The 21,556-nt window shown below is 66.8% G+C and carries 21 protein-coding genes; 5 read left to right on the top strand and 16 right to left on the bottom strand.

What is annotated here, in order from left to right:
- Positions 1–2: 2 nt before the first annotated feature.
- Positions 3–1,346, top strand: a complete 1,344-nt coding sequence (locus tag ACQW02_RS15740; protein WP_431280860.1) for an LLM class flavin-dependent oxidoreductase — start codon at positions 3–5, stop codon at positions 1,344–1,346.
- Here the strand turns inward: ACQW02_RS15740 and ACQW02_RS15735 are convergent.
- From ACQW02_RS15735 to ACQW02_RS15695, 9 genes are read right to left on the bottom strand one after another with little or no spacing between them, the layout of a single operon-like run.
- A complete protein-coding gene (locus tag ACQW02_RS15735) occupies positions 1,329–2,390 on the bottom strand; it encodes an NAD/NADP octopine/nopaline dehydrogenase family protein (RefSeq protein ID WP_431280859.1) in 1,062 nt (353 codons plus the stop codon). The two genes, ACQW02_RS15740 and ACQW02_RS15735, sit on opposite strands and share 18 nt — an antisense overlap.
- A gap of 2 nt (positions 2,391–2,392) precedes the next feature.
- Complete coding sequence (locus ACQW02_RS15730) at positions 2,393–3,460, bottom strand: hypothetical protein (RefSeq protein ID WP_431280858.1); 1,068 nt, start codon at positions 3,458–3,460, stop codon at positions 2,393–2,395.
- Between the two features lie 14 nt (positions 3,461–3,474).
- Positions 3,475–4,611, bottom strand: a complete 1,137-nt coding sequence (locus tag ACQW02_RS15725) for a M24 family metallopeptidase (protein ID WP_431280857.1) — start codon at positions 4,609–4,611, stop codon at positions 3,475–3,477.
- A gap of 5 nt (positions 4,612–4,616) precedes the next feature.
- On the bottom strand, positions 4,617–5,783 hold the full coding sequence (locus ACQW02_RS15720) for a mandelate racemase/muconate lactonizing enzyme family protein (RefSeq protein ID WP_431280856.1): 1,167 nt from the start codon (positions 5,781–5,783) through the stop codon (positions 4,617–4,619).
- Between the two features lie 21 nt (positions 5,784–5,804).
- Positions 5,805–6,620, bottom strand: a complete 816-nt coding sequence (locus tag ACQW02_RS15715; RefSeq protein ID WP_431280855.1) for an ABC transporter permease — start codon at positions 6,618–6,620, stop codon at positions 5,805–5,807.
- Between the two features lie 2 nt (positions 6,621–6,622).
- Complete coding sequence (locus ACQW02_RS15710) at positions 6,623–7,477, bottom strand: ABC transporter permease (RefSeq protein WP_431280854.1); 855 nt, start codon at positions 7,475–7,477, stop codon at positions 6,623–6,625.
- The gene (locus tag ACQW02_RS15705) at positions 7,470–8,540 is read right to left on the bottom strand and encodes an ABC transporter ATP-binding protein (protein WP_431280853.1); all 1,071 of its coding nucleotides are present in this window, start codon (positions 8,538–8,540) and stop codon (positions 7,470–7,472) included. The genes ACQW02_RS15710 and ACQW02_RS15705 overlap by 8 nt, the downstream gene beginning before the upstream one ends.
- Positions 8,530–9,573, bottom strand: coding sequence for an extracellular solute-binding protein (locus ACQW02_RS15700; protein WP_431280852.1), 1,044 nt, complete (start codon positions 9,571–9,573; stop codon positions 8,530–8,532). Before ACQW02_RS15700 ends, ACQW02_RS15705 begins: the two co-directional genes overlap by 11 nt.
- 13 nt (positions 9,574–9,586) lie before the next feature.
- Positions 9,587–10,738, bottom strand: a complete 1,152-nt coding sequence (locus ACQW02_RS15695; RefSeq protein ID WP_431280851.1) for an alpha-hydroxy acid oxidase — start codon at positions 10,736–10,738, stop codon at positions 9,587–9,589.
- Positions 10,739–10,937: 199 nt separating this feature from the next.
- Here ACQW02_RS15695 and ACQW02_RS15690 point away from each other — a divergent pair, with 199 nt between their 5' ends.
- Complete coding sequence (locus ACQW02_RS15690) at positions 10,938–11,684, top strand: GntR family transcriptional regulator (protein WP_431280850.1); 747 nt, start codon at positions 10,938–10,940, stop codon at positions 11,682–11,684.
- On the opposite strand, the gene ACQW02_RS15685 is transcribed toward ACQW02_RS15690, so the two are convergent.
- Positions 11,681–12,400: an AIM24 family protein gene (locus ACQW02_RS15685; RefSeq protein WP_431280849.1), complete on the bottom strand. Its 720-nt coding sequence runs from the start codon at positions 12,398–12,400 to the stop codon at positions 11,681–11,683. The two genes, ACQW02_RS15690 and ACQW02_RS15685, sit on opposite strands and share 4 nt — an antisense overlap.
- A 121-nt stretch (positions 12,401–12,521) precedes the next feature.
- Between ACQW02_RS15685 and ACQW02_RS15680 the strand changes: the two genes are divergently transcribed.
- Together ACQW02_RS15680 and ACQW02_RS15675 are read left to right on the top strand one after the other, a co-directional pair.
- Entirely contained in the window at positions 12,522–13,331 is an 810-nt protein-coding gene (locus ACQW02_RS15680) for a hypothetical protein (RefSeq protein WP_431280848.1), read from the top strand.
- Complete coding sequence (locus ACQW02_RS15675) at positions 13,328–14,281, top strand: TAXI family TRAP transporter solute-binding subunit (protein WP_431280847.1); 954 nt, start codon at positions 13,328–13,330, stop codon at positions 14,279–14,281. The genes ACQW02_RS15680 and ACQW02_RS15675 overlap by 4 nt, the downstream gene beginning before the upstream one ends.
- Positions 14,282–14,291: 10 nt before the next feature.
- Here ACQW02_RS15675 and ACQW02_RS15670 read toward each other — a convergent pair whose 3' ends face one another.
- The 6 genes from ACQW02_RS15670 to ACQW02_RS15645 all read right to left on the bottom strand — a co-directional run bounded on the left by ACQW02_RS15670 (position 14,292) and on the right by ACQW02_RS15645 (position 20,198).
- Positions 14,292–14,720 (bottom strand): hypothetical protein, encoded by a 429-nt coding sequence (locus ACQW02_RS15670; RefSeq protein ID WP_431280846.1) that lies wholly within the window; start codon positions 14,718–14,720, stop codon positions 14,292–14,294.
- A gap of 83 nt (positions 14,721–14,803) precedes the next feature.
- On the bottom strand, positions 14,804–15,556 hold the full coding sequence (locus ACQW02_RS15665; protein ID WP_431280845.1) for an SDR family oxidoreductase: 753 nt from the start codon (positions 15,554–15,556) through the stop codon (positions 14,804–14,806).
- Entirely contained in the window at positions 15,556–16,986 is a 1,431-nt protein-coding gene (locus ACQW02_RS15660; RefSeq protein WP_431280844.1) for a mannose-1-phosphate guanylyltransferase/mannose-6-phosphate isomerase, read from the bottom strand. The genes ACQW02_RS15665 and ACQW02_RS15660 overlap by 1 nt, the downstream gene beginning before the upstream one ends.
- A 106-nt stretch (positions 16,987–17,092) precedes the next feature.
- On the bottom strand, positions 17,093–18,595 hold the full coding sequence (locus tag ACQW02_RS15655) for a tripartite tricarboxylate transporter permease (protein ID WP_431280843.1): 1,503 nt from the start codon (positions 18,593–18,595) through the stop codon (positions 17,093–17,095).
- Between the two features lie 33 nt (positions 18,596–18,628).
- Entirely contained in the window at positions 18,629–19,072 is a 444-nt protein-coding gene (locus ACQW02_RS15650) for a tripartite tricarboxylate transporter TctB family protein (protein ID WP_431280842.1), read from the bottom strand.
- Positions 19,073–19,199: 127 nt separating this feature from the next.
- Positions 19,200–20,198: a Bug family tripartite tricarboxylate transporter substrate binding protein gene (locus tag ACQW02_RS15645; protein WP_431280841.1), complete on the bottom strand. Its 999-nt coding sequence runs from the start codon at positions 20,196–20,198 to the stop codon at positions 19,200–19,202.
- Positions 20,199–20,369: 171 nt separating this feature from the next.
- Between ACQW02_RS15645 and ACQW02_RS15640 the strand changes: the two genes are divergently transcribed.
- Positions 20,370–21,554, top strand: a complete 1,185-nt coding sequence (locus ACQW02_RS15640) for a M20 metallopeptidase family protein (protein WP_431280840.1) — start codon at positions 20,370–20,372, stop codon at positions 21,552–21,554.
- The last annotated feature ends 2 nt before the right edge of the window (positions 21,555–21,556 follow it).

The raw sequence follows: 21,556 nt of genomic DNA, 5'->3' as shown, positions 1-21,556 counted from the left end.
TCATGAACCAAGACAAGAAGATGAAGCTGGGCTTCTCCATGCGCGGCCTGGGTTACCACGGTAGCGCCTGGATGGACCCGGACGTGCCCGCGGATGGGCCGATCAGCGTGCCCTACTATGTGGACATGGCGCAGACGGCCGAACGCGGGTTGTTCGACATGATCTTCCTGGCCGACCAGACGGCGATCGACCTGGCCGATGTGCCGAAGGGCGCGTTTGGCCATGTGGCGGAGGGCGGGGAATTCGAACCGCTGACGCTGCTCGCCGCGCTGTCGATGGTGACGAAGCATATCGGGCTGGTGGCGACCGCCTCCACCACCTTTCACCACCCCTATCAATTGGCGCGGCAATTCGCGTCCATCGATCATCTCAGCGGCGGTCGCGCTGGGTGGAATGTTGTCACCTCCTCACGCGACGACGAGGCGCGCAACTTCGGCGACGACAAGATCCTGGAGAAGACAGCTCGTTATGAGCGCGCCCGCGAAGCGGTGGAAATCGCCTTCGGTCTATGGGAAAGCTGGGAAGAGGACGCCTTCCCCCGCGACAAGAAGACCGGCGTGTTCTTCGACCCCGCGAAAATGCACCCGATCAAGCACCGCGGCGAATATTTCAAGGTGCATGGCCCGCTGACAACGCCACGCTCGCCGCAGGGCCGCCCCTTGATCATCCAGGCGGGCGCATCGGATGACGGCATGGGCCTGGCGGCCGCCATCGCCGATGTCGTCTATGCGGCGCAGAACACGTTGGAAGACGCGCAGGCCTTCTATGCCAAGGTGAAGGCAAGAGTCGCCTCGATCGGCCGCGACCCCGACCATGTAAAAATCATGCCGGGCATCCTGCCGATCATCGGCGCCACGATGGAGGAAGCCCAGGCGCGCTATCGCCGGATGCAGGAGGAATTGGATCCGATCACCGGGATGGCCAATCTCAGCCGCTATTTTGGGGACCTCAGCATCCACGACCTCGACGGGCCGGTGCCGGAATTGCGCACGGACAGGCCGGTGATCAGCCGCGGCGCGATGCAATTGGCGATGGCACGGCGCAACAACTGGACCATCCGGCAGATGTACCAGTCCACGGCGATCGGCAATGCGCATCACGTCGTGGTCGGCACGCCGGCACATATCGTCGACGTGATGGAGACCTGGTTCTTCAACGGCGCGGCCGATGGTTTCAACGTGCTGCCGCACAAGTCGCCAGCGGGCATTCGCGAATTCGTCGCCGATATCGTGCCGGAGATGCAGCGGCGCGGCTTGTTCCGCACCGCCTACGAAGGCCGCACCATGCGCGAGAACCTGGGCCTGCCGCCGGTCGTCTCGCCCTGGGCGTCAGCGCACCAGGCGTAGCAGCCCGTCGCGATCCAGCCCCGCGATGCCCATGGCCTGGGCGTCGCGGGGCGTTGCGATGCCGCCGGTCAGCGTCGCCGCCAGGGCGTTGAGCGCGGCCGCCATGGGCGTCGCAACGCCGGCGATGGCGGCAAAGGCGAGGAAGGGCGTCAGCCCATGACCAAAATCCTCGCGATAATAGCGATGTTGCAGTGTGTCCGGCGCCTTGATGCGGCGGTTCGCCTCGCCACCGGCGATGGCCGCGACCAGATCGTCTTCCGGCGCATCGGCGGCGACGGTGCCGAGCTGCTTCATCTCCGCGATCAGATTGGGCAGGTCATGGCCGAAGGCGCGCGCGACGGCGCGGCGTTCCGCATCCAGCGCGCCCATGACGCGCGCGACGCCTGGCGTCATGCCATCGACGTAGAAGGTGAAATCGCCGCCCCGTGCCTCGACCCAGGCCGCGGCCATGATCGCGCCTGGCGGATGCAGGACCATGTTGACGTTGGCGAGGTCGCTGGCCAGCACATCGCCGGTATCGAACACGCCCGGAAACAGCGCACAGGCCAGTGCCAGCGCGTCCGCGCCGCCCGGTAGCGCGGCGGCGCGCAGGCGCCTGGCGCGCGAGGTCACCGTCACCTCATGCGGCGCGTATTTGCGCGCGACATAGGCGAGGGTCGAGAACTCGACGATCGGCGGCGCGCCCGCGCCCCAGGCGGTGCGGAATTCCAGCGCGCCACCGGTATGACCGGGGTTGAGGATGACCGGCCGCGTAGCGCCCCAACCCAACCCCGCCATCTGCCGCGCCACGCCGGCATGGGCGAAGGTGGGCAGGGCGACGATGGCGGCCTCGGCATCGCGCATGGCGATGGCGAGGTCGTTGGTGACCAGGGCAGGGCGCAGGGTGCCGGTGCCGAGGACGCCCGCGTGCCCGATACCCAGCGTGGCGAAGGGCGCGACCGTTTCGGCGGAGCGGCCGTAGAGGGTGACGTCATGGCCAGCGAGATGCAATTCCACCACGACGGCCGCGCCGCCGGCGCCAGCACCGATGACAAGCAGCCGCATGCTCAGCCGCCCAGGGTCTGGCGCAGGGTGCCAAGCGCCGCAGCGGCCTGTTCGACATCGCCGACAGCAAAGCCATCGGCCAGTTCGGGGCTGATCGCGGCCAATGCCTCGCGCGCACGGGGGGCGTAGGTCACGCGGCCATCGCTGATGCCGACGCCGTCCGCGTCCTCGAACGTGCGGTTCCAGGCGATGGCTTCGTCGCGGGCCACGCCCTTCGGCAGGTCGAGCGTGACGCGGCCCTTGTCCACCCAGACGGGGTAGCCGCCAGGCAATCCGGCCGGGCCGGGGACGTGGCACAGGGCAGCACCCTCGCCAGCCAGGGCGCGCAGCACCGGCACCGCGCCGGCGCCTGAGATCAGGTTGAGGTCGCGGTAGGGCAGTTGGATGTCGCGCGTCAGGGCATCGACGTCGGGGATCGGCGCATCGCCCATCCAGGCGCGCACCGGCGTGCCGCCACGCTGCGCGCCCGGCTTGCGCCACTCGACCAGATGCTGGTGATGCGCGAGCACGCGCAGGCGGGCGCGGTCTTCCAACGGCAACCGGCCGGCCACGACGGTGGAGAAGATCGAGATATTGCCGACGCCGCAGGTGATGGGCAGCCCCGCCGCATGCAGCAAGGGGTTCACCCCATCGGGATAGCAGGTGTTGACGAAACTCGCGTCCGGCACAGCCATCCGCACGGCCCGCGCGGCGCGGGAGGCCAGCAGCGCATGGAAGGCGATGGTCACGCCGAAGCCCGCGCGATTGACCAGCAAGGCCCAATCCGAATCGAGATTGTCCACCTTCCACGGCGATTGGATCGAGGCCGATAGGACAACGATGCCAGGCTTCAGCGTCGCCATCGCCGGCGCGAGCGTTTCGGCCGAAGTGCTATCGAGGATCTGCGGCGTGAAACTGACCGCGGTGCCAAAATTTGCCGCGCGCGAATTGCCCGCAGTCGATAGCCAGTCGAGCCGCGCCGCATTGCGTCCGCCCAAGACCACCCGCAGCGGCATGCGCGCGGTGGCGGCTAGGTCGGCGATCATAACCTCGGCAAAATAGCCAGAGCCGATGATGAGGATGTCACACATGACGAAGGCTCCGGTCAGTTGATGCGGATAAGGCAGTCGGTATTGGTGTGATCCGACAGGAGTTCGGCGCCGGTCTCCGTGACGAGAAGCAGGTCCTTGTTCTGCATCCCGAAACCATGGCCGGTGCGGTAGGATAGCGGTTCGAAGCCCATCACCATGTTCGCCTCAAGCAGCGCATCCACGCCCGGGCGACCAAGCAAAGGTGTCTCCCCGATGTACGGGTCCTCGTGCAGATGCAGGCCGATGCCGTGGCCGACGAAGGAGATCGGCGGCAGGTCCATGGTCTTCAGCCGCGTGAGGAAATCGTCGTAGATCGCGCGGCAACTCGCGCCCGGCTTCACCTGGTCGAGGATACGATATTTGCAGTCCACCAGAAGCTGCCAGATCGCCTCCGCCATCGGCGGGGCTTCCTGCACATAGGCGGTGCGGCAGACGCCGGCCTGGTAGCCATTGATCACGGCAAAGATCTCGACCCGGCAGACATCGCCACGTTGCAGCTTGCGGTCGGTCGGGCCGACGTTCGGCAACTGGCTGCGTTCGCCGGTGGCGATGATCATCAGCTTGAAGTTTTCGGCGCCCAATTCGTAGATGCGGCGCGTCAGCACCGCTGCGATGTCGAGTTCCGTATCACCGGCACGGACGGCGGCCAGGCTATCGGCGATGGCCTGGTCCGCCATGCGGGCGAGGCGCCGCAACAGCGCGATCTCCTCCGGCGTCTTGATCTGCCGCAGGCGAGAGAGGGTCTGTTCGGCAGCAACGAACTGGGCCTGCGGCAGCAGCGCCTGAAGCCGTGCGAAATCACCCGCGGGCAAATAGTCCATCTCGATACCAAGCCGCCCCTTGGCCAGGCCAAGTCCGGTCAACTGCGACGCCAGCACCGCCATGGGATCGTCGTGGAATTCCCGCCACACCGCGAGGTCCGTGTCCGGGGCCTGACGGCGGATGGTCGATTCCTCCATGTCCACGCCGAACAGCGCGGCGCTGGTATCCGCCTTCGCGATGACCATCGCATGCCGATGCCGGATCAGCGGCTGGGACGGCGCGATGAAGCCGGCGGCATAACCAAAATTCTCTGGCGAGCAGGCGATGATGGCGTCGAGTCCCAGCCCGGCCATCGCGACGGCCTGGCGCTGCAGGATGTCCTTGCGCATGATGCTTATCCCTGGTCCGTGACGCGGTAGCGCTCGACCTTGGCAAGGTCGATGTCGATGCCCATGCCCGGGCCCGTGGGAACCTGCACGGCGCCATCGACCAGCCGCATCGGCTCCACGATCAGGTCGTCGCGGTAGTAGATGCCGCCGATCTGCCCGGTCTGGAATTCGGCGGGTGTCGACACCGGAATCACGTTGGAGAGCGTCACCGCCGGCGCCGAGGCGGCCAGATGCACATTGGCGAGATTGCCGACGCCAAGCTCCACCGAGCCATTCACGTTGCAGACGATCCCAGCGGCACGGCAGACCGCACTGACCTCCATTGCACGATACAACCCGCCTGGCTTTGTGGTGTAGATCGAGATGATCTGCGCCGCCTGGCGTTCCGCGATCTGGATGGCGTCATGCGCATTCCAGGCGGATTCATCGGCCATCACCGGCACGTCGACGGCGCGCGCGACCTCGGCAATGCGTTCGATGCCCATGACAGGTTGCTCGGCGTAGATAATGTCGTATGCCTGCATCGCGCGGATGGCGCGTATGGCCTCACCGGGGGTGGCGTAGCCCTCGTTGGCATCGACGCAGAGGTTCATGGCGGGGCCAGCGGCCTCACGCACCGCGCGCACGATGGCGACGTCGCGCTTGGCGTCGATGCCGATCTTGATCTTGATCGTCTTGATGCCTTCGGCGGCGACTTGCGCGGCTTCGGTCGCCGCTTCCTCGATCGGCAGCAGGCCGATGGAATGCGTGACGGGCACAGCATCACGCAGCCGGCCGCCCAGCAGGGTGCTGACCGACAGGCCAAAGGCGCGACCGGTCAGGTCATAGAAGGCGAAGTCGATCGCCGCCTTGGCATAGGGATAGCCCTTCACCGCCGCATCCATGCGCTGGTGCAGCACGGCGGCGTTGCCGAGTTCGATGCCCTTGATCGCCGGCGCCAGGTAGCGCGCGATGACCATCTCGACGATCGCGGTGCTCTCGCCGTAGTAGCGGCCGAACTCGCCACCCCAATCCTTCAATGCCGGCGCTTCGCCCCAGCCGCTGCGGCCATCGGTGTCAGTCAGCTTGACGAGCAGGTAACGGCCGATCGGCTCGGTCAAGCCGGTCCACTTGTGGATGCGCCGTGTCGGCAATTGCACCAGAATCGTCTCGACTGAAGCGAGGCACGCCATGAAAATTCTCCGGGGTAGAAGTCAGGACGCCTTGCGGCTGTCACCGATGATCAATCGCAGCACGCCGAAGCAGCGTTCGATCACCAGGACCAGGACGGCGCTGATCATGATCATGATGCCGCTGGCCGCCGCGATGACGGGATCGGCCCCCTGCGAGGCATAGCTGAAGATTTCGGCTGGCAGGGTCATCTGGCCCGGCGTCGCCGTGAACAAGGCGATCGTGACCTCGTCGAACGACAGCAGGAAGGAGAACAGGATTCCCGCGAGGATCCCCCGCGCGCCCAGCGGCACCACAATGCGACGCAAGGTCTGGATGCGCGACGCACCAAGCGACTGGCTGGCGAGTTCCAGCTTGGGATCGAGCCCCGCAAGGCTGTTCATCGTCAGCCGCAAGACATAGGGCAGGGTGGTCAGCACATGGCCGGCAAGAAGCGCATAGGGCGCCGTCGCTACGCGGATCATCCCGAACAGTTGCAGCAACGCGATCGCCAGCACGATATGCGGCAGGGCCAGCGGTAGCGTCGCCAAGCCGACCAGCGCCTGGCGTCCGGGCATCCTGACATCGGTCAGCGCAATCGCCGCGGCGACGCCGAGCAGCCCGGACAGAACGGCGGTCGCCGTCGCGATGCGCAGGCTGAGATACAGCGCATTGACGAAGGACTCATTCGCAAATGCTTCCCTGTACCAGCGCAGGCCGAGGCTTGCCGGCGGGAACTGGATGTAGCCTTCCGCGGTGAAGGACGCCCCCAGCACCACGACCATCGGCGCCAGCATGAAGATGGAAAAGACGATGGCAAAGGCGGCACCCGCCATGCGCCAGGGCTTGCTGCGTCGCATGGTCAGCCCCCCACCCGCGCGACCACGCGCCGCGTCAACAGCGACAGCAGCAGCAGACATCCAGCGGTCACCGCCAAGAGCACCAGCGCCAGCGCGCTACCGGACTGCCAGTCGCCCAACACCAGGTTCTGCTGATAGATCAGGAAAGGCATCGTCTTGTTGCCGGCACCACCCAGCAACACCGGCGTGCTGTAGGCCGTCATCGACAGTGAAAAGACGATGGCGCAGCCGGATACGATGCCCGGCGTGCTCAGGGGCAAGATGATGCGGCGGAAGATCTGGCCGCTAGGTGAACCCAAGGTCGCCGCCGCGCGCAGAAAGCGCGGATCGATCTTGGCCATGGCCGCGTTGATCGACAGCACCATGTACGGCACGTAGATATGCACCAGCCCGGTGACGATGGCGCCCTGTGTCTTCAGCAGTCGGATACGGAAGCCCTCCGGCAAGGCATTGGCGATGATCCCGCCGGGACTGAGCAGCACGATCCAACCATAGGTGCGGACGATCACGCTGATGAACAGCGGCGAGATGATGATGAACAGGAAGACCCGCCGCCACCGACTGTCGGAAAAATACAGGAACAGCGCCGCGGGATACCCGAGCAGCAAGGTGCAGAGCGTCGTCAGCACACCGATCATCACCGTGCGGCCGAGGACTTCCAGATAGAATTCATCGGTCAGCACATCGGCGTATTGCGCCAAGGTCGGGAAGCCTTGCGGCCCCGTCAGGCTGTTCGCCGTGGTGATGCCGAGCGGCAGCAGGAAGAAGAAAGCCAGCACCACCAGCATCGGCAGCAGGATGGCGAAGCGCAGGATTATCTCGGCGGGCTTCATCCGCCGCGGCGCCCATTCAGCCATGGGGCGCCTCCGCCAACAGCGTGCCGGCGGTTTCCGACCAAGAGACGAAGACGGGTGTGCCAGATTCGAGGCGTTCCGCGACTTGGGAGGACACGCTGGCCTCGATCGGCCCGACCGCCGTGTCGATGCTGTAGTGCAGGCCTGGCCCGACCTCCAGCACCGTGCCGACCTGGCCGGGCAGGGTGACGCCGCTGCCTGGGGTGGTGGCGACGGCGACCTCCTCGGGGCGCAGGTACAGGGTGAAGGGCCTGCCCGGCGCTGGTGCGTGCAGCATGGGCAGGAGCGTTTCGCCGATACGCAGGCTACCGGCCTCGCCAATGCCAACCAGGCGCGTGGCGCGGCCGACGAAGCGGGCGACGAAATGCGTGGCGGGCGTGCGGTAGATCGCGCGGGGTGATCCAACCTGTTCGAGCACACCCAGGTTCATGATGCCGACGCGATCGCAGATGCCCAGCGCTTCCTCCTGGTCATGCGTCACGAAGATGGTGGTGACCTGGGCCGCGCGCTGGATGCGTTTCAGTTCGACCTGCATCTCCACGCGCAGCCGCGCATCCAGGTTCGATAGCGGTTCGTCCAGCAACAGCAGTTGCGGCTCCACTGCCAGGGCACGTGCGATGGCCACGCGTTGCTGTTCACCGCCGGACAGTTCGCGGGGATATCGCGCGGCCTTGTCGCCCAGGCGCACCAGCGCCAGAAGATCGGCGACGCGCGTGTCGTAATCGGCCGGCTTGCGCTTCACCGTAAGCCCGTAGCCGACATTCTGCGCGACGGTCATGTGCGGGAACAGCGCGTAGTTCTGGAACACCACGCCGACGCCGCGTTTCTGCGGCGCCAGGCGGGTCACATCCTGCCCAGCCAGCCGCACGGTTCCACCATCGGCATCCAGGAAGCCGGCGATGACGCCCAACGTCGTGGACTTCCCGCAACCTGACGGCCCGATCAGGCCGAAGAACTCACCGGGCTTCACCGCAAGCGACATGTCGCGCAGCACGGCACCACCGCCGTAGGACACAGTGACACCAATCATATCGAGCGAAACGCCACCAGCCATGTCAGCGTTCAACCTCGCGGTTCCAGCGTTGGACGATCTGCGGCAGCATGGCGCTGAGCCGCTGCCAGTCAGGCACAAAGACATCCTCGGCCCGCGGCAGGAATTCGCGGAACTGCTCGGGGATCACCGTGTTCGGATTGATCGGCGAATAGCCCAGTTGCAGCGCGATCTTCTGCTGCACATCGGGCGACAGCAGGTAGTTCACCCAGGCATGTGCGACGCGCGGATGGGGGGCGTCCTTGACGATGCCGACCTGGGCTTCGTAGCCGACGGCGCCTTCCTTCGGGGTCACGAAGCGGGCCGGAAAGCCGGCGTTGTGGTACTGCATGGCGCGGGCGCTGATATGCGACCACATCCACAACTCGCCCTGCTGCACCAGCGTGTCCATCGGGCCGCTGGATGAGAAGAAGTCATACACGTTCGGCTTCAACTGCCGCAGCCGCGCCAGGGCCGCATCGAAGTTCATGGGGTCGCCGGACAATTCCTTCGACAACAGCGCGAGCATCGCGATGGTGCTGGTGCTGTTGATGGTCAGGAAGCCGGTATGGCCACGAAACACCGGGTTCCACATGTCGAACCATGACGTGGGCGGTGTGATGCGGCGCTCCGCCAGGATGCGCTGGTTGTAGAGCAGGCCGACGACGGTCAGGCCGAGCGGCAGGTACAGGCCCTCACCAAAGCGGCCCTCCGGCAGCGTCGCCACATTCGGCACCTGGGCGCGATCGATCTGCGCCAGCAGCCCCTCGGCCGCCGCCTGGTAGGTCGAGGCACCGGCCAGCCAGATCACGTCGATCGACGGGCGGCCGCGCTGGGTGCGTAGCCGCGCCAGATTTTCCGCGACCGGGCTCGGCACATAGGTCAGCCGCCGCACGCCATGGCGGCGCGCGAAATCCGGGAAGATCTCGCGTTCGATCAACCCCTGGGTCACGCCGGGATTGCCAGCAAAAACCAGTTCCTCCTCCATCGCGGGCTGCGCGTGGGCGATGGCGGCGAAGGTCAACATCGAACCGATCGCGCCGCGACGACCCAGATTCATCATCGTCATGTCCAGTCTCCTGTCATTCCGCGTTCGGCAGGCGCATCACCGCGTCCCGGTCCAGCGCCGCCAGGTCGCGCCAGCCGCCGATGGTCATGGCGTTGCGCATTTCCTGTTCAAGGATGTCCAGGATTGCGCGCACGCCGCGTCGGCCAGCAACGGCCAGGCCATAGAGATGCGCGCGCCCGATCAGCACGGCGGTCGCGCCGAGGGCCACCGCCTTCAACACATCCGTGCCGCGCGTGACACCACCGTCAAGGAAGACCGGCACGGACCCGCCCAGTGCCTCCACGATGGCTGGCAGGGCGTCGATGCTGGCCAGGCCGGTATCGAGCTGCCGGCCGCCATGGTTCGACACCTGGATCGCATCGGCGCCACGCTGCACGGCCTCCCGCGCATCATCGGGATGCACCAGGCCCTTCACGATCAGCGGGCCATCCCATTGCGACCGCAGCCAGGAAAGGTCGTCCCAGGTCACCGCGGGGTCCAGCACGCTGGCGATATAGGCGGCCATGTCGGAGATACCGCCCGTGGCACGCCCCTCGAAATTGCGCATCGACATCGGCGGACGGCCCATCATGCGCAGCCACCAGCCGGCATGCAGCGCCGCATCCAGCATCGTGGAAAGGGTCAGCCGCGGATTGATGGTGAAGCCGTTGCGGACATCGCGTTCCCGCATGCCATGCACGGGGCAATCGGTGGTCACGCAGATGGCGCCGTAGCCCGCGGCCTTGGCGCGCTGCAGGAATTCAAGCGTGAGGCCGCGATCCTTGTAGAGGAAGAGTTGCAGCCAGCGCGGCCCCGGCGCCGCCGCCGCGATCTCCTCCATCGACTGGATGGAGCCTGCGCTGACCGACATGACAGTGCCGAATTCCGCCGCCGCGCGTGCCACCTCCGCCTCTCCAGCGGGCCAGAGCAGGCCGGAGGCCCCGGTGGGCGCGATGATCACGGGGATGCGCAGGCGCGTGCCGAAGACCTCGCGCCCCGCCTGCACGTCGGGGGAGGAGCGGAAGGCCCTCTGGCGCAGCCACCAGGTCCCGAAGCCGTCGCTGTTGCGGCGCAGGGTCGTCTCCCCCATCGCGCCGCCGGCGACGAAATCGCTCAGCATGCGCGGCAGGCGGCGCTGTGCCGCCCTGGCATAATCCGCGACGGTGACAAGGCTGGCTGACGCCATCGGCAGGGGGTCTCGTTCATGGCGTCGGGGAGGGGGGCTTGATATGATCACAAAGTGTCATCACACTTTGGATGCGTCAAGTGGCGCAAGCGCCCCGGCCGGCGACCGGGGCTGATTGTGACGCCGCGCTCCGCGATGGTATCGCGTTGCGATGGCGACGTGACAGACACCCCGAGCCCAGAGACGGAACCCGCACCGCATGCCCGCCGCCACCAACGAGACCTCGTCCCGGGACAACGGCTTCTCCACCACGGCGAAGACCGATGGGCGCGTCACCGTGCAGGAAAAGGTCCTGGCCAGCCTGCAATACGGGCTGATGTCCGGGCTGTTCGTGCCGGGGCAGGTGCTCAGCCTGCGCAAACTGGCGGCGAGCCTCGGCACCAGCCCCATGCCGGTGCGCGAATGCCTCAGCCGCCTGGTGGCGGCGCGGGCGCTGGAGGAATTGCCCAACCGATCGGTCGGCGTGCCGCGCCTAGGGGTGAAGGGCCTGCGCGAATTGTTCGAAGTGCGTTGCCACATCGAAGGCATGGCCGCGCGCATCGTCAGCGAGGATGCGAGCGAAGCCTTGCTGACCGAATTATCCGCGATCAACGACCGCCTGCTGGCAGCGCATCGCCGCCAGGACATGGCGCAGGTGCTGGTGGCCAACCAGGCCTTTCACTTCGCCATCTACAATGCCGCGAACTCCGACATCCTGATGCCGCTGATCGAATCGCTGTGGCTGCGCTGCGGCCCGACGATGTATTTCTCGTTCAACGCGCCGAACAACCTCTGGGATACCTCGACGCATCTGGAGATGCTGGAGGCCCTGCGGCTGCATGATGGCCCTCGGGCGCAGGGGGCGATGCAGGCCGATATCCAGAAGACGGCGGATTACCTGATCAAGGAAGCATCGTCGCAGCGCGCGAGCGGGCCCTTCGCCTCGCTGGCGAAGATCACGGGCTAAGCGGCCCTGCTGGAATCCTGCGGTGCCGGCGGGCGTTCCACATGCGCCCGCTCCGCCCGCGCGCCGAGTTTCTCCAGCAGGTAGGCGCGCCAGTATGGCGTGGGCGCCACGATGATCCGTCCCGGCCCGGTAAAAATCCGCAGCGATTTCTCGCCGGAAATCCAGGACCGCAGGATGGAACGCATCGGCCGGCGCACGCGATAGGTGATGCCGGCGCTGCGCGCGATCACCACGCCCTTGGCCTCGGCGGCGAAGGTCTCGCCCTCGGCCAGCACAATCTCCTCGGCGGGGCCGCGCGCCGTCAGGACCACGCGTCCCTGGCCGGAGACACGGGTGCAGTAGTCGATCAACCCGTCGCCGGCGAAGAGCACGTTGAGCATCCGCTCACGATAGGCACCCACCCTGATTTCATCATCCGAGGCCCAGTAGGCGCCGGGTTCCAGGATCCATTCCTCGCCCTGCATTTCGAAGATGTGGAATCCCCCGACCGAGGATTCCAGCACCACCTCCCCAGTCCCGGTCAGGGTGGGGCGGACGGACCTCTCGTCGGACAGGGAGGACTTCACCATCGTCCCGACCGTGGGGATGCTGGCGTTCATGGTGATCCGGCCGCGCCAGGTGGACAGGGCGCCGGCCTCGATCCGGACCGTGTCCGCCTCCAGCCGCACGTGGATGAAGCGGACGCCTTCCTGCTCCATCATCGTGAACTCGGCCATGTGCTGCCTCCTCCCTGCGTCGCCGGTGGCCCGGCGTTGCAGATTGACCGCGCCGTGGCGACCGTCGCAATAGTGGGGCGGAACGACCCGGTGGATGGGGCGGGGGAGGCGAGGTTGGATCATGCCTGATTGGCTGCTCGATCTGCTCGACCATCTGCCGAGCGAGACGGCGGCCCTGTATTTTTCGCTGTTCTTCGTGGCGGTGGCCTGGTTCGGGGTGATCTTCGTCCGGCCGATCTTTCGGCTGTGGCTGCGCCGGCAGCATGGCATCAATGACATCGTCAGCTACGCCAGCGCTGGTTTCTCACTCTTCTATGGGCTGCTGCTTGGGCTTCTGTCGGTCGCGGCCTATAGCAATGCCAAGGAAATCAGTGGGTTCGTCAGCCGGGAAGCCGCCGGGCTCGCCACCATGTACCGCACCGCCGAAGCCTATCCGGAGCCGATCCGCGGTGAGTTGCGCTACCTGCTGCGGGACTACACGCGCTACGTCATCAACCGCGAATGGCCATCCTACCAGGATGGCCGGGTGCCGCTGGGGGGCGACAACCGCCTGCAGGCGATCCGCGCGACCTTGCTGAGTTTCGAGCCGCCGACCGCCACGCAGCAGATCGCCCATGGGAGTGTGCTGCAGGGCTTCAACGACATGGTGAACCTGCGGCAGCAGCGCATCGGCGGGGTCGATCCGTCGATCCCCGGCGTGCTCTGGTACACCGTGGGGATCGGGGCGGCGATCACCATCATCTTCATCCTGCTGCTGGATGTCCGATTCACCTTCCATCTGTTCATCAGCGGGCTGATCACCTTCTTCCTCGGGCTGATGGTGTTCATCATCTATGTGCAGGACCGGCCGCTGCGCAGCGATGTGGCGGCCTCGGCGGCGCCCTTCGTGCAGGCCTATGAAACCGTGATGCGCTGGGATGACGGTGGATGATCCGGCTTGTCGCGATTCTTCTTGGGGTCTTGGCCGCGCTGCCGGCCCTGGCGCAGCCATCCGGCGCCCGCGCGACCGTGGTCACGGTCGGCACCGGCCCGTTCGGTGGCACCTACTATCCGGTCGGCCGGGCCCTGTGCCAGGCGATCGATCGGGAAGCGGCGGCTGGCGGGATGCGATGCTCGGCCGAGCCCACGCCAGGCTCCGTCTACAACCTGCGCATGCTGCGCGAGGGCGAGTTGGATTTCGCGCTGGTCCAGGCCGACACGCAGTTCGCGGCGATACAGGGCGGCGGCGCCGAACCGCCGTTCCGTGGGCTGCGGTCGCTGTTCGCGCTGTACGACGAAGCCTTTGTCGTGATCGCCGCCCCGGGGGCTGGGATCGAACGGATCGAGGATCTGCGCGCACGCCGGGTCAACACCGGCAGCACCGGATCCGGAACGCGCGGGACCTGGGACGCCTTGGCGGCGGTCCTGGGCTGGCAAGGGCCGGACCAGGTGCGCGGCATGGATAGCCGCGACATCGGCGCGGCGCTCTGCGCCCGGGCGATGGATGCGAGCGTCATGGTCGGCTTCCAGCCAGCCGCGGCACTGCGGTCCCAGTTGTCAGCCTGCGAGACGCACCTGGTGCCGGTGACCGGACCCGCGGTGGCGGCGTTGCTGCGTCGGCATCCCTACTATCGCCCCGTCAGCCTGCCGGCCGCGACCTATGGCACGCCCGGCGATATCGAAACCTTCGGCGTGTCATCCGATTTCGTCACGACGGACCGTGCCGATCCGCGGGTGGTCTCGGTCATCGTGCGGGCGGTGGTGGCCAATCTGGAAGACATCGCCGCGCAATCCCCGGCCCTTGCGCGGCTGCGCCTGCGGGGCATGGTCGGCGACGGATTGACCGCGCCGCTGCACCCGGCAGCGGCGGCCATTTATCGCGAACTCGGCCTGATCCGATGACGCCCCGCTGTTACCAGCGGGTGTAGGGCGACCCTGGCGCGACGGCCCCGGGCGGCGGGCCGCCATAGCCGGGGGGCGCTGGGTAAACCACCTGCGGCGGCGGCGCGTAGTAGACCGGGGGCGGCGCATAATACACCGGCGGCGGTGCGTAATAGACCGGCGGTGGGGCGTAATAGACGGGCGGGGGCGCGTAGACCACGGGCGGCGGCGCGTAATAGCGCGGGGCAATCGCGGACCCGATCGCCACGCCGGCGCCCAGCCCCAAGATGCCGCCGACGATCGCGGCACCCCCGCCACCGTAATAGGGCCGGCCATAGCCGCCGCCGTAATAGGGGCGGCCGTTGCGGTAGTAGCCATTCGCCTCGGCCGCCGGGGCGCCCAGGATCAGGCAACCCGCCAGGGCTGGAACGGCAAGGGCAAGGCTTCGGAAAGCGAACATGGGGCGCCGCTCCTTCGATCGGCTATGGCCACATATCGCGCGCCGAGAATGGCGAAACCAGGGCGGAATTGTATCCGCGAGCCTCAGTGGCTAAAGCGCCGCGTCCCGCCATCCACATGGATCACCTGGCCCGTGATGTAGCGCGCCAGCGGGCTTGCCAGGAACGTCACCAGCACGGCCAGGTCCCGGGCGTCGCCGATGTAGCCGACCGGCACTTCCCGGCGCGCCCAGTCCTGGCGGGCTTCCTCGGTCGGCAGGATGCGGCCATCGATCTGTTCGCTGCGGATGCGGCCGGGTGGGATCGAGTTCACCGTCACCCCATCCTTGCCCACGACGCGCGACAGCGCCTTGGCCCAGATATGCACCGCCCCGTTCGGCGCATTGGCGGCGTTGATGCCGAGCGGTTCATCCTGGCCGGTGACGTTCACGATCCGGCCGAATTTCTGGGCCTGCATCCCCGGCACGAAGGCATGCGCGATGCGCCGGCCCGATTCGAAGTTCAGCAGCATCGCCTCGCCCCAGATCGCGTCGGTGCCGAGGTCCGGCTGCGGCCGCGACCCGCCGGCATTGTTCACCAGGATGTCCAGCCGGCCGAAATGCCCGATCACCGCGTCATGGATGCGGCCGGCGGCGCCGTTCTGGGTGATGTCCTCGAGCACCAGGAAGGGTTCGGCCGAAGCGGGCAGGGTGGCCGCCAGTTCCTCCAGCAACGGCCGGCGGCGCGCGAGCAGCGCCAGGCGGCAGCCCTCGGCCGCCAATTCGGTCGCGATGGCGCGGCCGAGGCCGGCGGAGGCGCCGGTAACCAGCGCGACCTTGCCCGCCAGCCCCAGGTCCATCAGGCCCGCCCGTAGGTGTCTTCGAAGCGCACGATGTCGTCTTCGCCGAGGTAGGCGCCGGACTGCACCTCGATCAGGGTCAGCGGGATCATCCCCGGATTCTCCAGCCGGTGGACCGAGCCGAGCGGCAAATAAACGCTCTCGTTCTCGCGCAGCAGGATGCGTTCGGCATCGCGTTCCACGATGGCGGTGCCGTTCACCACGACCCAGTGTTCCGCACGGTGGAAATGCTTCTGGAGCGACAGCTTGCCGCCCGGGCGGACGCCGATCTTCTTCACCTGGAAGCGGTCGCCCTTGATGAGGCCTTCGTAATGGCCCCAGGGGCGATACATGCGGCGGTGCTCGGTCGCTTGCGGCACGCCGCGCGCCTTCAGCCGCTCCACGATCTTCTTCACATCCTGGGCGCGGTCGCGGTGGGCGGCCAGAACCGCATCGTCGGTGACGATCAGGACGACGTCTTCCAACCCGACGATGCCGGCCAGGATGCCCTCGCTACGGATATAGCAACGCTTGCTGTCGACGATCTCGGTCGGCCCGACGGTCGCGTTGCCATTGGCATCCTTCGGCGCGATGTCCCACAGCGCGGCCCAGGAGCCGACGTCGGACCAGCCGAGGCTGGCCGGAACCACGGCGGCCAGCTTGGTCTTTTCCATCACGGCGTAGTCGATCGACACGTTTTCGGTCGCGGCGAAGGCCGCTTCGTCCAACCGCACGAAATCAAGATCGCGGGTCGAACCGGCCACGGCGGCGCGCACGGTTTCCAGCACGGCGGGCGCCAGGCGGCTGAGTTCCGCGAGCAAGGTCTCGGCCGACGCGACGAACATGCCGCTGTTCCACAGGTGCAGCCCGTCGGCGACGAAGCGGGCGGCGGTCGCCGCATCGGGCTTCTCGACGAATCGCGTGATGCCACGCACGCCGGGGGAATCGGCCAGTTCCTCACCGGCCTCGATGTAGCCAAAGCCGGTTTCGGGGGCGGTCGGGGTCATGCCGAAGGTCACGATTCGCCCGGCGCGGGCGGCCACGGCGGCGCGGGCCAGGGCGGCATGCAGGGCCGGGGTGTCCGCGATGGCGGCATCGGCCGCCATCAGCCACAACAGGGCCGTGGGGTCCGCCTCATGCGCGATCAGGGCTGCCGCGGCGATGGCGGGGGCCGAGTTGCGGGCGACCGGCTCGAGCACGATGCGGGCGCCTTCGAACCCGGCGTCGCGCAACTGTTCGGCCACCAGGAAGCGATGGGCCTGGTTGCACACGATCAGGGGGGCAGAAAAGCCTTCCCCACGGGCGCGGCCGGCGGTTTCCTGCAGCATCGTCTGCGCCGAGGTCAGCGGCCAGAACTGCTTCGGATAGGTTTCCCGAGACAATGGCCACAGCCTGGATCCGGTGCCGCCGCACAAGACCACCGGCACGATGTTGCCGACCCAATCCGCCATACGCACATCCTCTCGCCAATTCGGCGGACCATAGGGATTGGGGCCAAAAAGAAAAGCCGCCCCGGACGATGGTCCGGGACGGCTTTCTTGTGGGTGGGCGGCAACCTTACTCGGAAAGGGCCTTGTCCTTGCCCTTCCGGATGTTGGGCAGCAGCATCGCGGCAAGGGCGATGGCGGCGATACCCAACATGGTCGCGCTGATCGGCCGTTCGAAGAAGACGGTCGGGTCGCCGCGCGACAGCAGCATGGCGCGACGCAGGTGTTCTTCCATCATCGGCCCAAGCACGAAGCCGATCAGCAACGGCGCGCCTTCCATCTTCAGCTTGCTGAAGAGGTAGCCGCACAGGCCGAACACAACGGTCAGGTAGACGTCGAAGGTGTTGTTGTTCAGCGAGTACACGCCGATCAGGCAGAAGATCAGGATCGACGGATACAGGAAGCGGTAGGGCACCTGCAGCAGCTTCACCCACATGCCGATCATCGGCAGGTTGATGACCAGCAGCATCAGGTTGCCGACCCACATGGAGGCGATGAGGCCCCAGAACAGGTCAGGCTGTGCTTCCACCATGCGGGGGCCGGGCTGGATGCCCTGGATGATCAGCGCGCCGACCATCAGCGCCATCACGGCGTTGGCCGGGATGCCGAGGGTGAGCAGCGGGATGAACGAGGTCTGCGAGGCAGCGTTGTTGGCCGCTTCCGGACCAGCGACGCCTTCGATGGCGCCCGAGCCGAATTCATGACGATAGCGGCTCATCTTCCGCTCCATCATGTAGGAGGCGAAGGAGGCCAGCGCAGCGCCACCACCCGGCAGGATGCCCAGCAACGAACCGACAACCGTGCCGCGGATGACGGACGGCGTTGCCCGCAACCATTCCTTCTTGGTCAGGAACAGGCTGCCGACCTTGCTGGTCAGAACCGACCGCGATTCCGGCTTTTCCAGGTTGAGGATGATCTCGGCGATGCCGAAGATGCCCATGGCGACCGGCACGAAGCCGATGCCGTCGGACAGTTCCGGCACGCCGAAGGTGAAGCGCTGCTGGCCGGTCTGCACGTCCGTGCCAACCAGGCCGAGGCCGACGCCGAGCACCACCATGCCGACCGACTTGATCACCGAGCCCTGGGCCAGAACGGCGGAGATAACGAGGCCGAGGAACATCAGCGAGAAGTAATCCGCCGGGCCGAAGGACAGCGCCACCGAGGTCAGCAGCGGCCCCGAGGCCGCGACCAGGATCGTCGCCATGGTGCCCGCGAAGAATGACCCGATGGCCGCGATCGCCAGCGCCGCGCCGGCGCGGCCGTTGCGGGCCATCTTGTAGCCTTCGAGCGTGGTGACGACCGAACTGACCTCACCCGGCAGGTTCAGCAGGATGGCCGTCGTCGATCCACCGTACTGCGCGCCGTAGTAGATGCCGGCGAGCATGATGATGGCGGTGGTCGCCGGCTGGCCGAAGGTGATCGGCAGCAGCAGCGAGATGGTGGCAACCGGGCCAATGCCCGGCAACACGCCAATCGCCGTACCGATCAGGGCGCCCAGCAGCGCGAAGAGAAGGTTGTCGAAGGTGAGTGCGACGGCAAAGCCGTGCCCCAGATTCGAAAGCAGCAGTTCCATGAAAGATTTTCCTCTGTTTCTAGAACTGGATGCTCAGAACTGCGGCCAGATCGGCACGCGGATATCGAGTTCCTTGATGAAGACCCACCAGCACAGGGCAATCAGCGCCCCGATCAACCCGACCACGCCGAGCGGCTTGTGTGTTCTATCAGCCAGCGCGGAGACCGCGACGGTGGCGGCGATCGACAGGAACAGCCCACCCTTTTCCAGCAACAGGCCGAACACGATCATCGATGCGAAGACCAGCACCAGCTCGCGGATTGCCCAGCGTTCCAGCCCGTCGGGGCCGCTGAACAACGACAGGCCCAGCACGATGAAGCCGATGCCAAGCAGAATGTAGAAAGTGAGCATGGGCATGTAGCCCGGGCCCATGCGTCGCGCCGTCCCCAGGTTGTGATCCAGGTTCAGCCACAACCCGATGATCGCCAGGCCAATGAAAATGGCCCCCGACAGCAGGTCTTTCATATTGATTTTCATAGATCGCCCTCATTAACCCCACTGGGGGGCAGCCAACCGAACAACACATTGCAGCGTTGCGCCAAAAGCTTGCGCGGATCAACCGTCCGTGAAGCTGCGGCGGCGCTGAAATTGCTCAACATTGCTCTCAGTCCACGGAAGCGCCGGAGGCGCGTACCACCGGCCCCCAGCGGGTGAACTCATCGCGCACCATCGCCGTGTAACCGGCGGCGTCCAGATCGCCCGCATCGCCACCGAATTCGGCGTAGCGGGCGCGTGATTCGGGCGTCGCCAGGACGGCACGAACCTCACGGTTCAGGCGTTCGACCACCGCGGGCGGCGTGCCCGCTGGGCCGGACAGGCCGAACCACGATACGGAAACCAGATCGACACCCTGTTCGCGGAACGTCGGCACGTCCGGAAAGGCCGGGTGCCTGGCCTCACCCGAAACGCCGAGTGCCCGCACCGATCCCTGCCGGATGTGGTTGGCGGAGGAGGGCAGGCTGTCGCTCATCAGCGGCACGGTGCCGGCGATCACATCCGTCATCGCCGGTCCCGCGCCGCGATAGGGGATGTGGTTCAGCGTGATGCCCGTGGCGCCGGCGAACTGCACCAGCAACAGATGGTTCGACGAGCCGGAGCCCGAGGTCGCCATGTCCAGCCCGTTCGGGCGGCGCTTTGCCTCGGCGATCATGGCCTGCAGCCCGGTGGGTTCGAAGCGCGCATTGGCGACGAAGACCGAAGGGTTCTGCGTGATCAGGGCGATGTGGGTGAAATCCCGCACCGGGTCGTAGCCGGTGTTGCGGCCGTAGAGATGCGGGCTGATCGCGTGGCTGGCGATGTTGCTCATCACCAGGGTCAGGCCGTCCGGGGGAGATTGCGCCACCAGGCGGCTGCCCGTGGTGGCGCCGGCGCCGGCCCGGTTTTCGACCACGACCGGCACGCCAAGGCGTTCCTGCAGCCCGGCGGCGACAAGTCGCGCGACCAAGTCCGTCGTGCCGCCAGGGGCAAAGGGCACCACGAGCCGCAGTCCGGGGGCTGGCCATGCGGCGGCCTGCGCGAGCGCGGGCCGTGCAAGGCCCAGCGGGGCGAGGCCCGCCGTGATCGCACCAGCCATAATCTGCCGCCGTGGCAGTTCGATGGACATATCCCCTCCCCGGGTGTTTCAGCTCGGGTTCGGAAATCTTGTCGATCACCTGAACGCGAAGCGCCGTTTTGCATGCGAACGCTGCGCAAACAAGCCACGCCGCTTGTCATGAATACATGTTCACCTATCCTGCAGCGCAACATCGTTTCCTCGAACAAGGCACAGACGCCAATGGTCATCTCCGGAATCAACGATCCTGGGCGCGCGATCGCGGAGGCGACGGCGCGGATCGAACCTGCGCTGATCGCCATCCGTCGCGACATCCACGCCCATCCGGAACTCGCCTTCGAGGAAACGCGCACCGCTGGAATCGTCGCCGCCGAACTGGCCCGCCTGGGTATTCCGCACCGCACCGGCGTCGGGCGCACCGGCGTGCTCGGCACCATCGAGGGCGGGCGCCCCGGCCCGACCCTCGCCATTCGCGCCGACATGGACGCGCTGCCGATCCATGAGGAAACCGGCCAGGATTTTGCCTCCATCCATGCGGGGAAGATGCATGCCTGCGGGCATGACATTCACACATCGACCTTGCTTGGCGTGGCCGCCGTGCTGCGCGACCTGGCGCCGCGGATCGCTGGCCGCATCGTCCTGGTGTTCCAACCGGCCGAGGAAGTGCTGGACGGCGCCGAAGCGATGATCGCCGATGGTGCCGCGGATGGCGTGGACATGGCGCTGGGCTTCCACAACCACCCGGACATGCCCGTCGGCGAATTCGGCTTCGTGCGCGGGGCCTGCCTGGCGGCTTCGGACCGTTTCGACCTGATCATCCAGGGCAAGTCGGGCCATGCGGCGCATCCCTACGACGCGGTCGATCCCATCGTTGCCGCGGCGCATTACATCGCGCAGGCGCAAACGGTGGTCAGCCGAGAAGTGAAGGCGCTGCATCCCGCCGTCGTCACCATCGGCATGATTGCGGGTGGGACGACCTACAACATCATCCCCGAACGCGTCGCGCTGAAGGGCACCGTCCGCACCTTGCATCCCGCCGCGCGCGACCTGGCCGAGGCCGCGCTGCGGCGCCTGGCGGCGGGGCTGGAAACCGCGATGCGCGTGCGCTGCACCATGGACTACGTCCGCAAGGTGCCGCCGCTGCGCAACGACGACCGCGTTCTGGAACCCTCGCTCCGCGCCGTCGCGGACCAACTGGGGGTCGCGCCGAAGGAGGGCGACCCGTCGATGGGGGCCGAGGATTTCTCGGCTTTCGCCGACCGGGTGCCGGCCTTCCAGCTTCGCATCGGCTCCGGCGCCCCAGGCCGCGCCGACCGGCTGCACAATGCTTTCTATCAGCCGGACGAGGCCTGTATCGGCCTCGGCGTCCAGGCACTGTCGCGCGCTGCCCTTGAACTGCTGGCGTAGGG

The organism is Humitalea sp. 24SJ18S-53 (assembly GCF_050632385.1).
GTDB lineage: Bacteria > Pseudomonadota > Alphaproteobacteria > Acetobacterales > Acetobacteraceae > Humitalea.
Note: the sequence above shows the minus strand (reverse complement) of the source record. Positions and strands in the feature narration are given on the sequence as shown.

Bases quoted from the DNA above. Each gene is read 5' to 3' on its own strand.
- ACQW02_RS15715 (WP_431280855.1), bottom strand. From the start codon at position 6,620: ATGCGACGCAGCAAGCCCTGGCGCATGGCGGGTGCCGCCTTTGCCATC.
- ACQW02_RS15645 (WP_431280841.1), bottom strand. From the start codon at position 20,198: ATGTCCATCGAACTGCCACGGCGGCAGATTATGGCTGGTGCGATCACG.
- ACQW02_RS15695 (WP_431280851.1), bottom strand. From the start codon at position 10,738: ATGGCGTCAGCCAGCCTTGTCACCGTCGCGGATTATGCCAGGGCGGCA.
- ACQW02_RS15735 (WP_431280859.1), bottom strand. From the start codon at position 2,390: ATGCGGCTGCTTGTCATCGGTGCTGGCGCCGGCGGCGCGGCCGTCGTG.
- ACQW02_RS15725 (WP_431280857.1), bottom strand. From the start codon at position 4,611: ATGCGCAAGGACATCCTGCAGCGCCAGGCCGTCGCGATGGCCGGGCTG.
- ACQW02_RS15655 (WP_431280843.1), bottom strand. From the start codon at position 18,595: ATGGAACTGCTGCTTTCGAATCTGGGGCACGGCTTTGCCGTCGCACTC.
- ACQW02_RS15700 (WP_431280852.1), bottom strand. From the start codon at position 9,573: ATGACGATGATGAATCTGGGTCGTCGCGGCGCGATCGGTTCGATGTTG.
- ACQW02_RS15660 (WP_431280844.1), bottom strand. From the start codon at position 16,986: ATGGCGGATTGGGTCGGCAACATCGTGCCGGTGGTCTTGTGCGGCGGC.
- ACQW02_RS15665 (WP_431280845.1), bottom strand. From the start codon at position 15,556: ATGGACCTGGGGCTGGCGGGCAAGGTCGCGCTGGTTACCGGCGCCTCC.
- ACQW02_RS15650 (WP_431280842.1), bottom strand. From the start codon at position 19,072: ATGAAAATCAATATGAAAGACCTGCTGTCGGGGGCCATTTTCATTGGC.
- ACQW02_RS15690 (WP_431280850.1), top strand. From the start codon at position 10,938: ATGCCCGCCGCCACCAACGAGACCTCGTCCCGGGACAACGGCTTCTCC.
- ACQW02_RS15730 (WP_431280858.1), bottom strand. From the start codon at position 3,460: ATGTGTGACATCCTCATCATCGGCTCTGGCTATTTTGCCGAGGTTATG.
- ACQW02_RS15685 (WP_431280849.1), bottom strand. From the start codon at position 12,400: ATGGCCGAGTTCACGATGATGGAGCAGGAAGGCGTCCGCTTCATCCAC.
- ACQW02_RS15720 (WP_431280856.1), bottom strand. From the start codon at position 5,783: ATGGCGTGCCTCGCTTCAGTCGAGACGATTCTGGTGCAATTGCCGACA.
- ACQW02_RS15680 (WP_431280848.1), top strand. From the start codon at position 12,522: ATGCCTGATTGGCTGCTCGATCTGCTCGACCATCTGCCGAGCGAGACG.
- ACQW02_RS15640 (WP_431280840.1), top strand. From the start codon at position 20,370: ATGGTCATCTCCGGAATCAACGATCCTGGGCGCGCGATCGCGGAGGCG.
- ACQW02_RS15670 (WP_431280846.1), bottom strand. From the start codon at position 14,720: ATGTTCGCTTTCCGAAGCCTTGCCCTTGCCGTTCCAGCCCTGGCGGGT.
- ACQW02_RS15710 (WP_431280854.1), bottom strand. From the start codon at position 7,477: ATGGCTGAATGGGCGCCGCGGCGGATGAAGCCCGCCGAGATAATCCTG.
- ACQW02_RS15740 (WP_431280860.1), top strand. From the start codon at position 3: ATGAACCAAGACAAGAAGATGAAGCTGGGCTTCTCCATGCGCGGCCTG.
- ACQW02_RS15675 (WP_431280847.1), top strand. From the start codon at position 13,328: ATGATCCGGCTTGTCGCGATTCTTCTTGGGGTCTTGGCCGCGCTGCCG.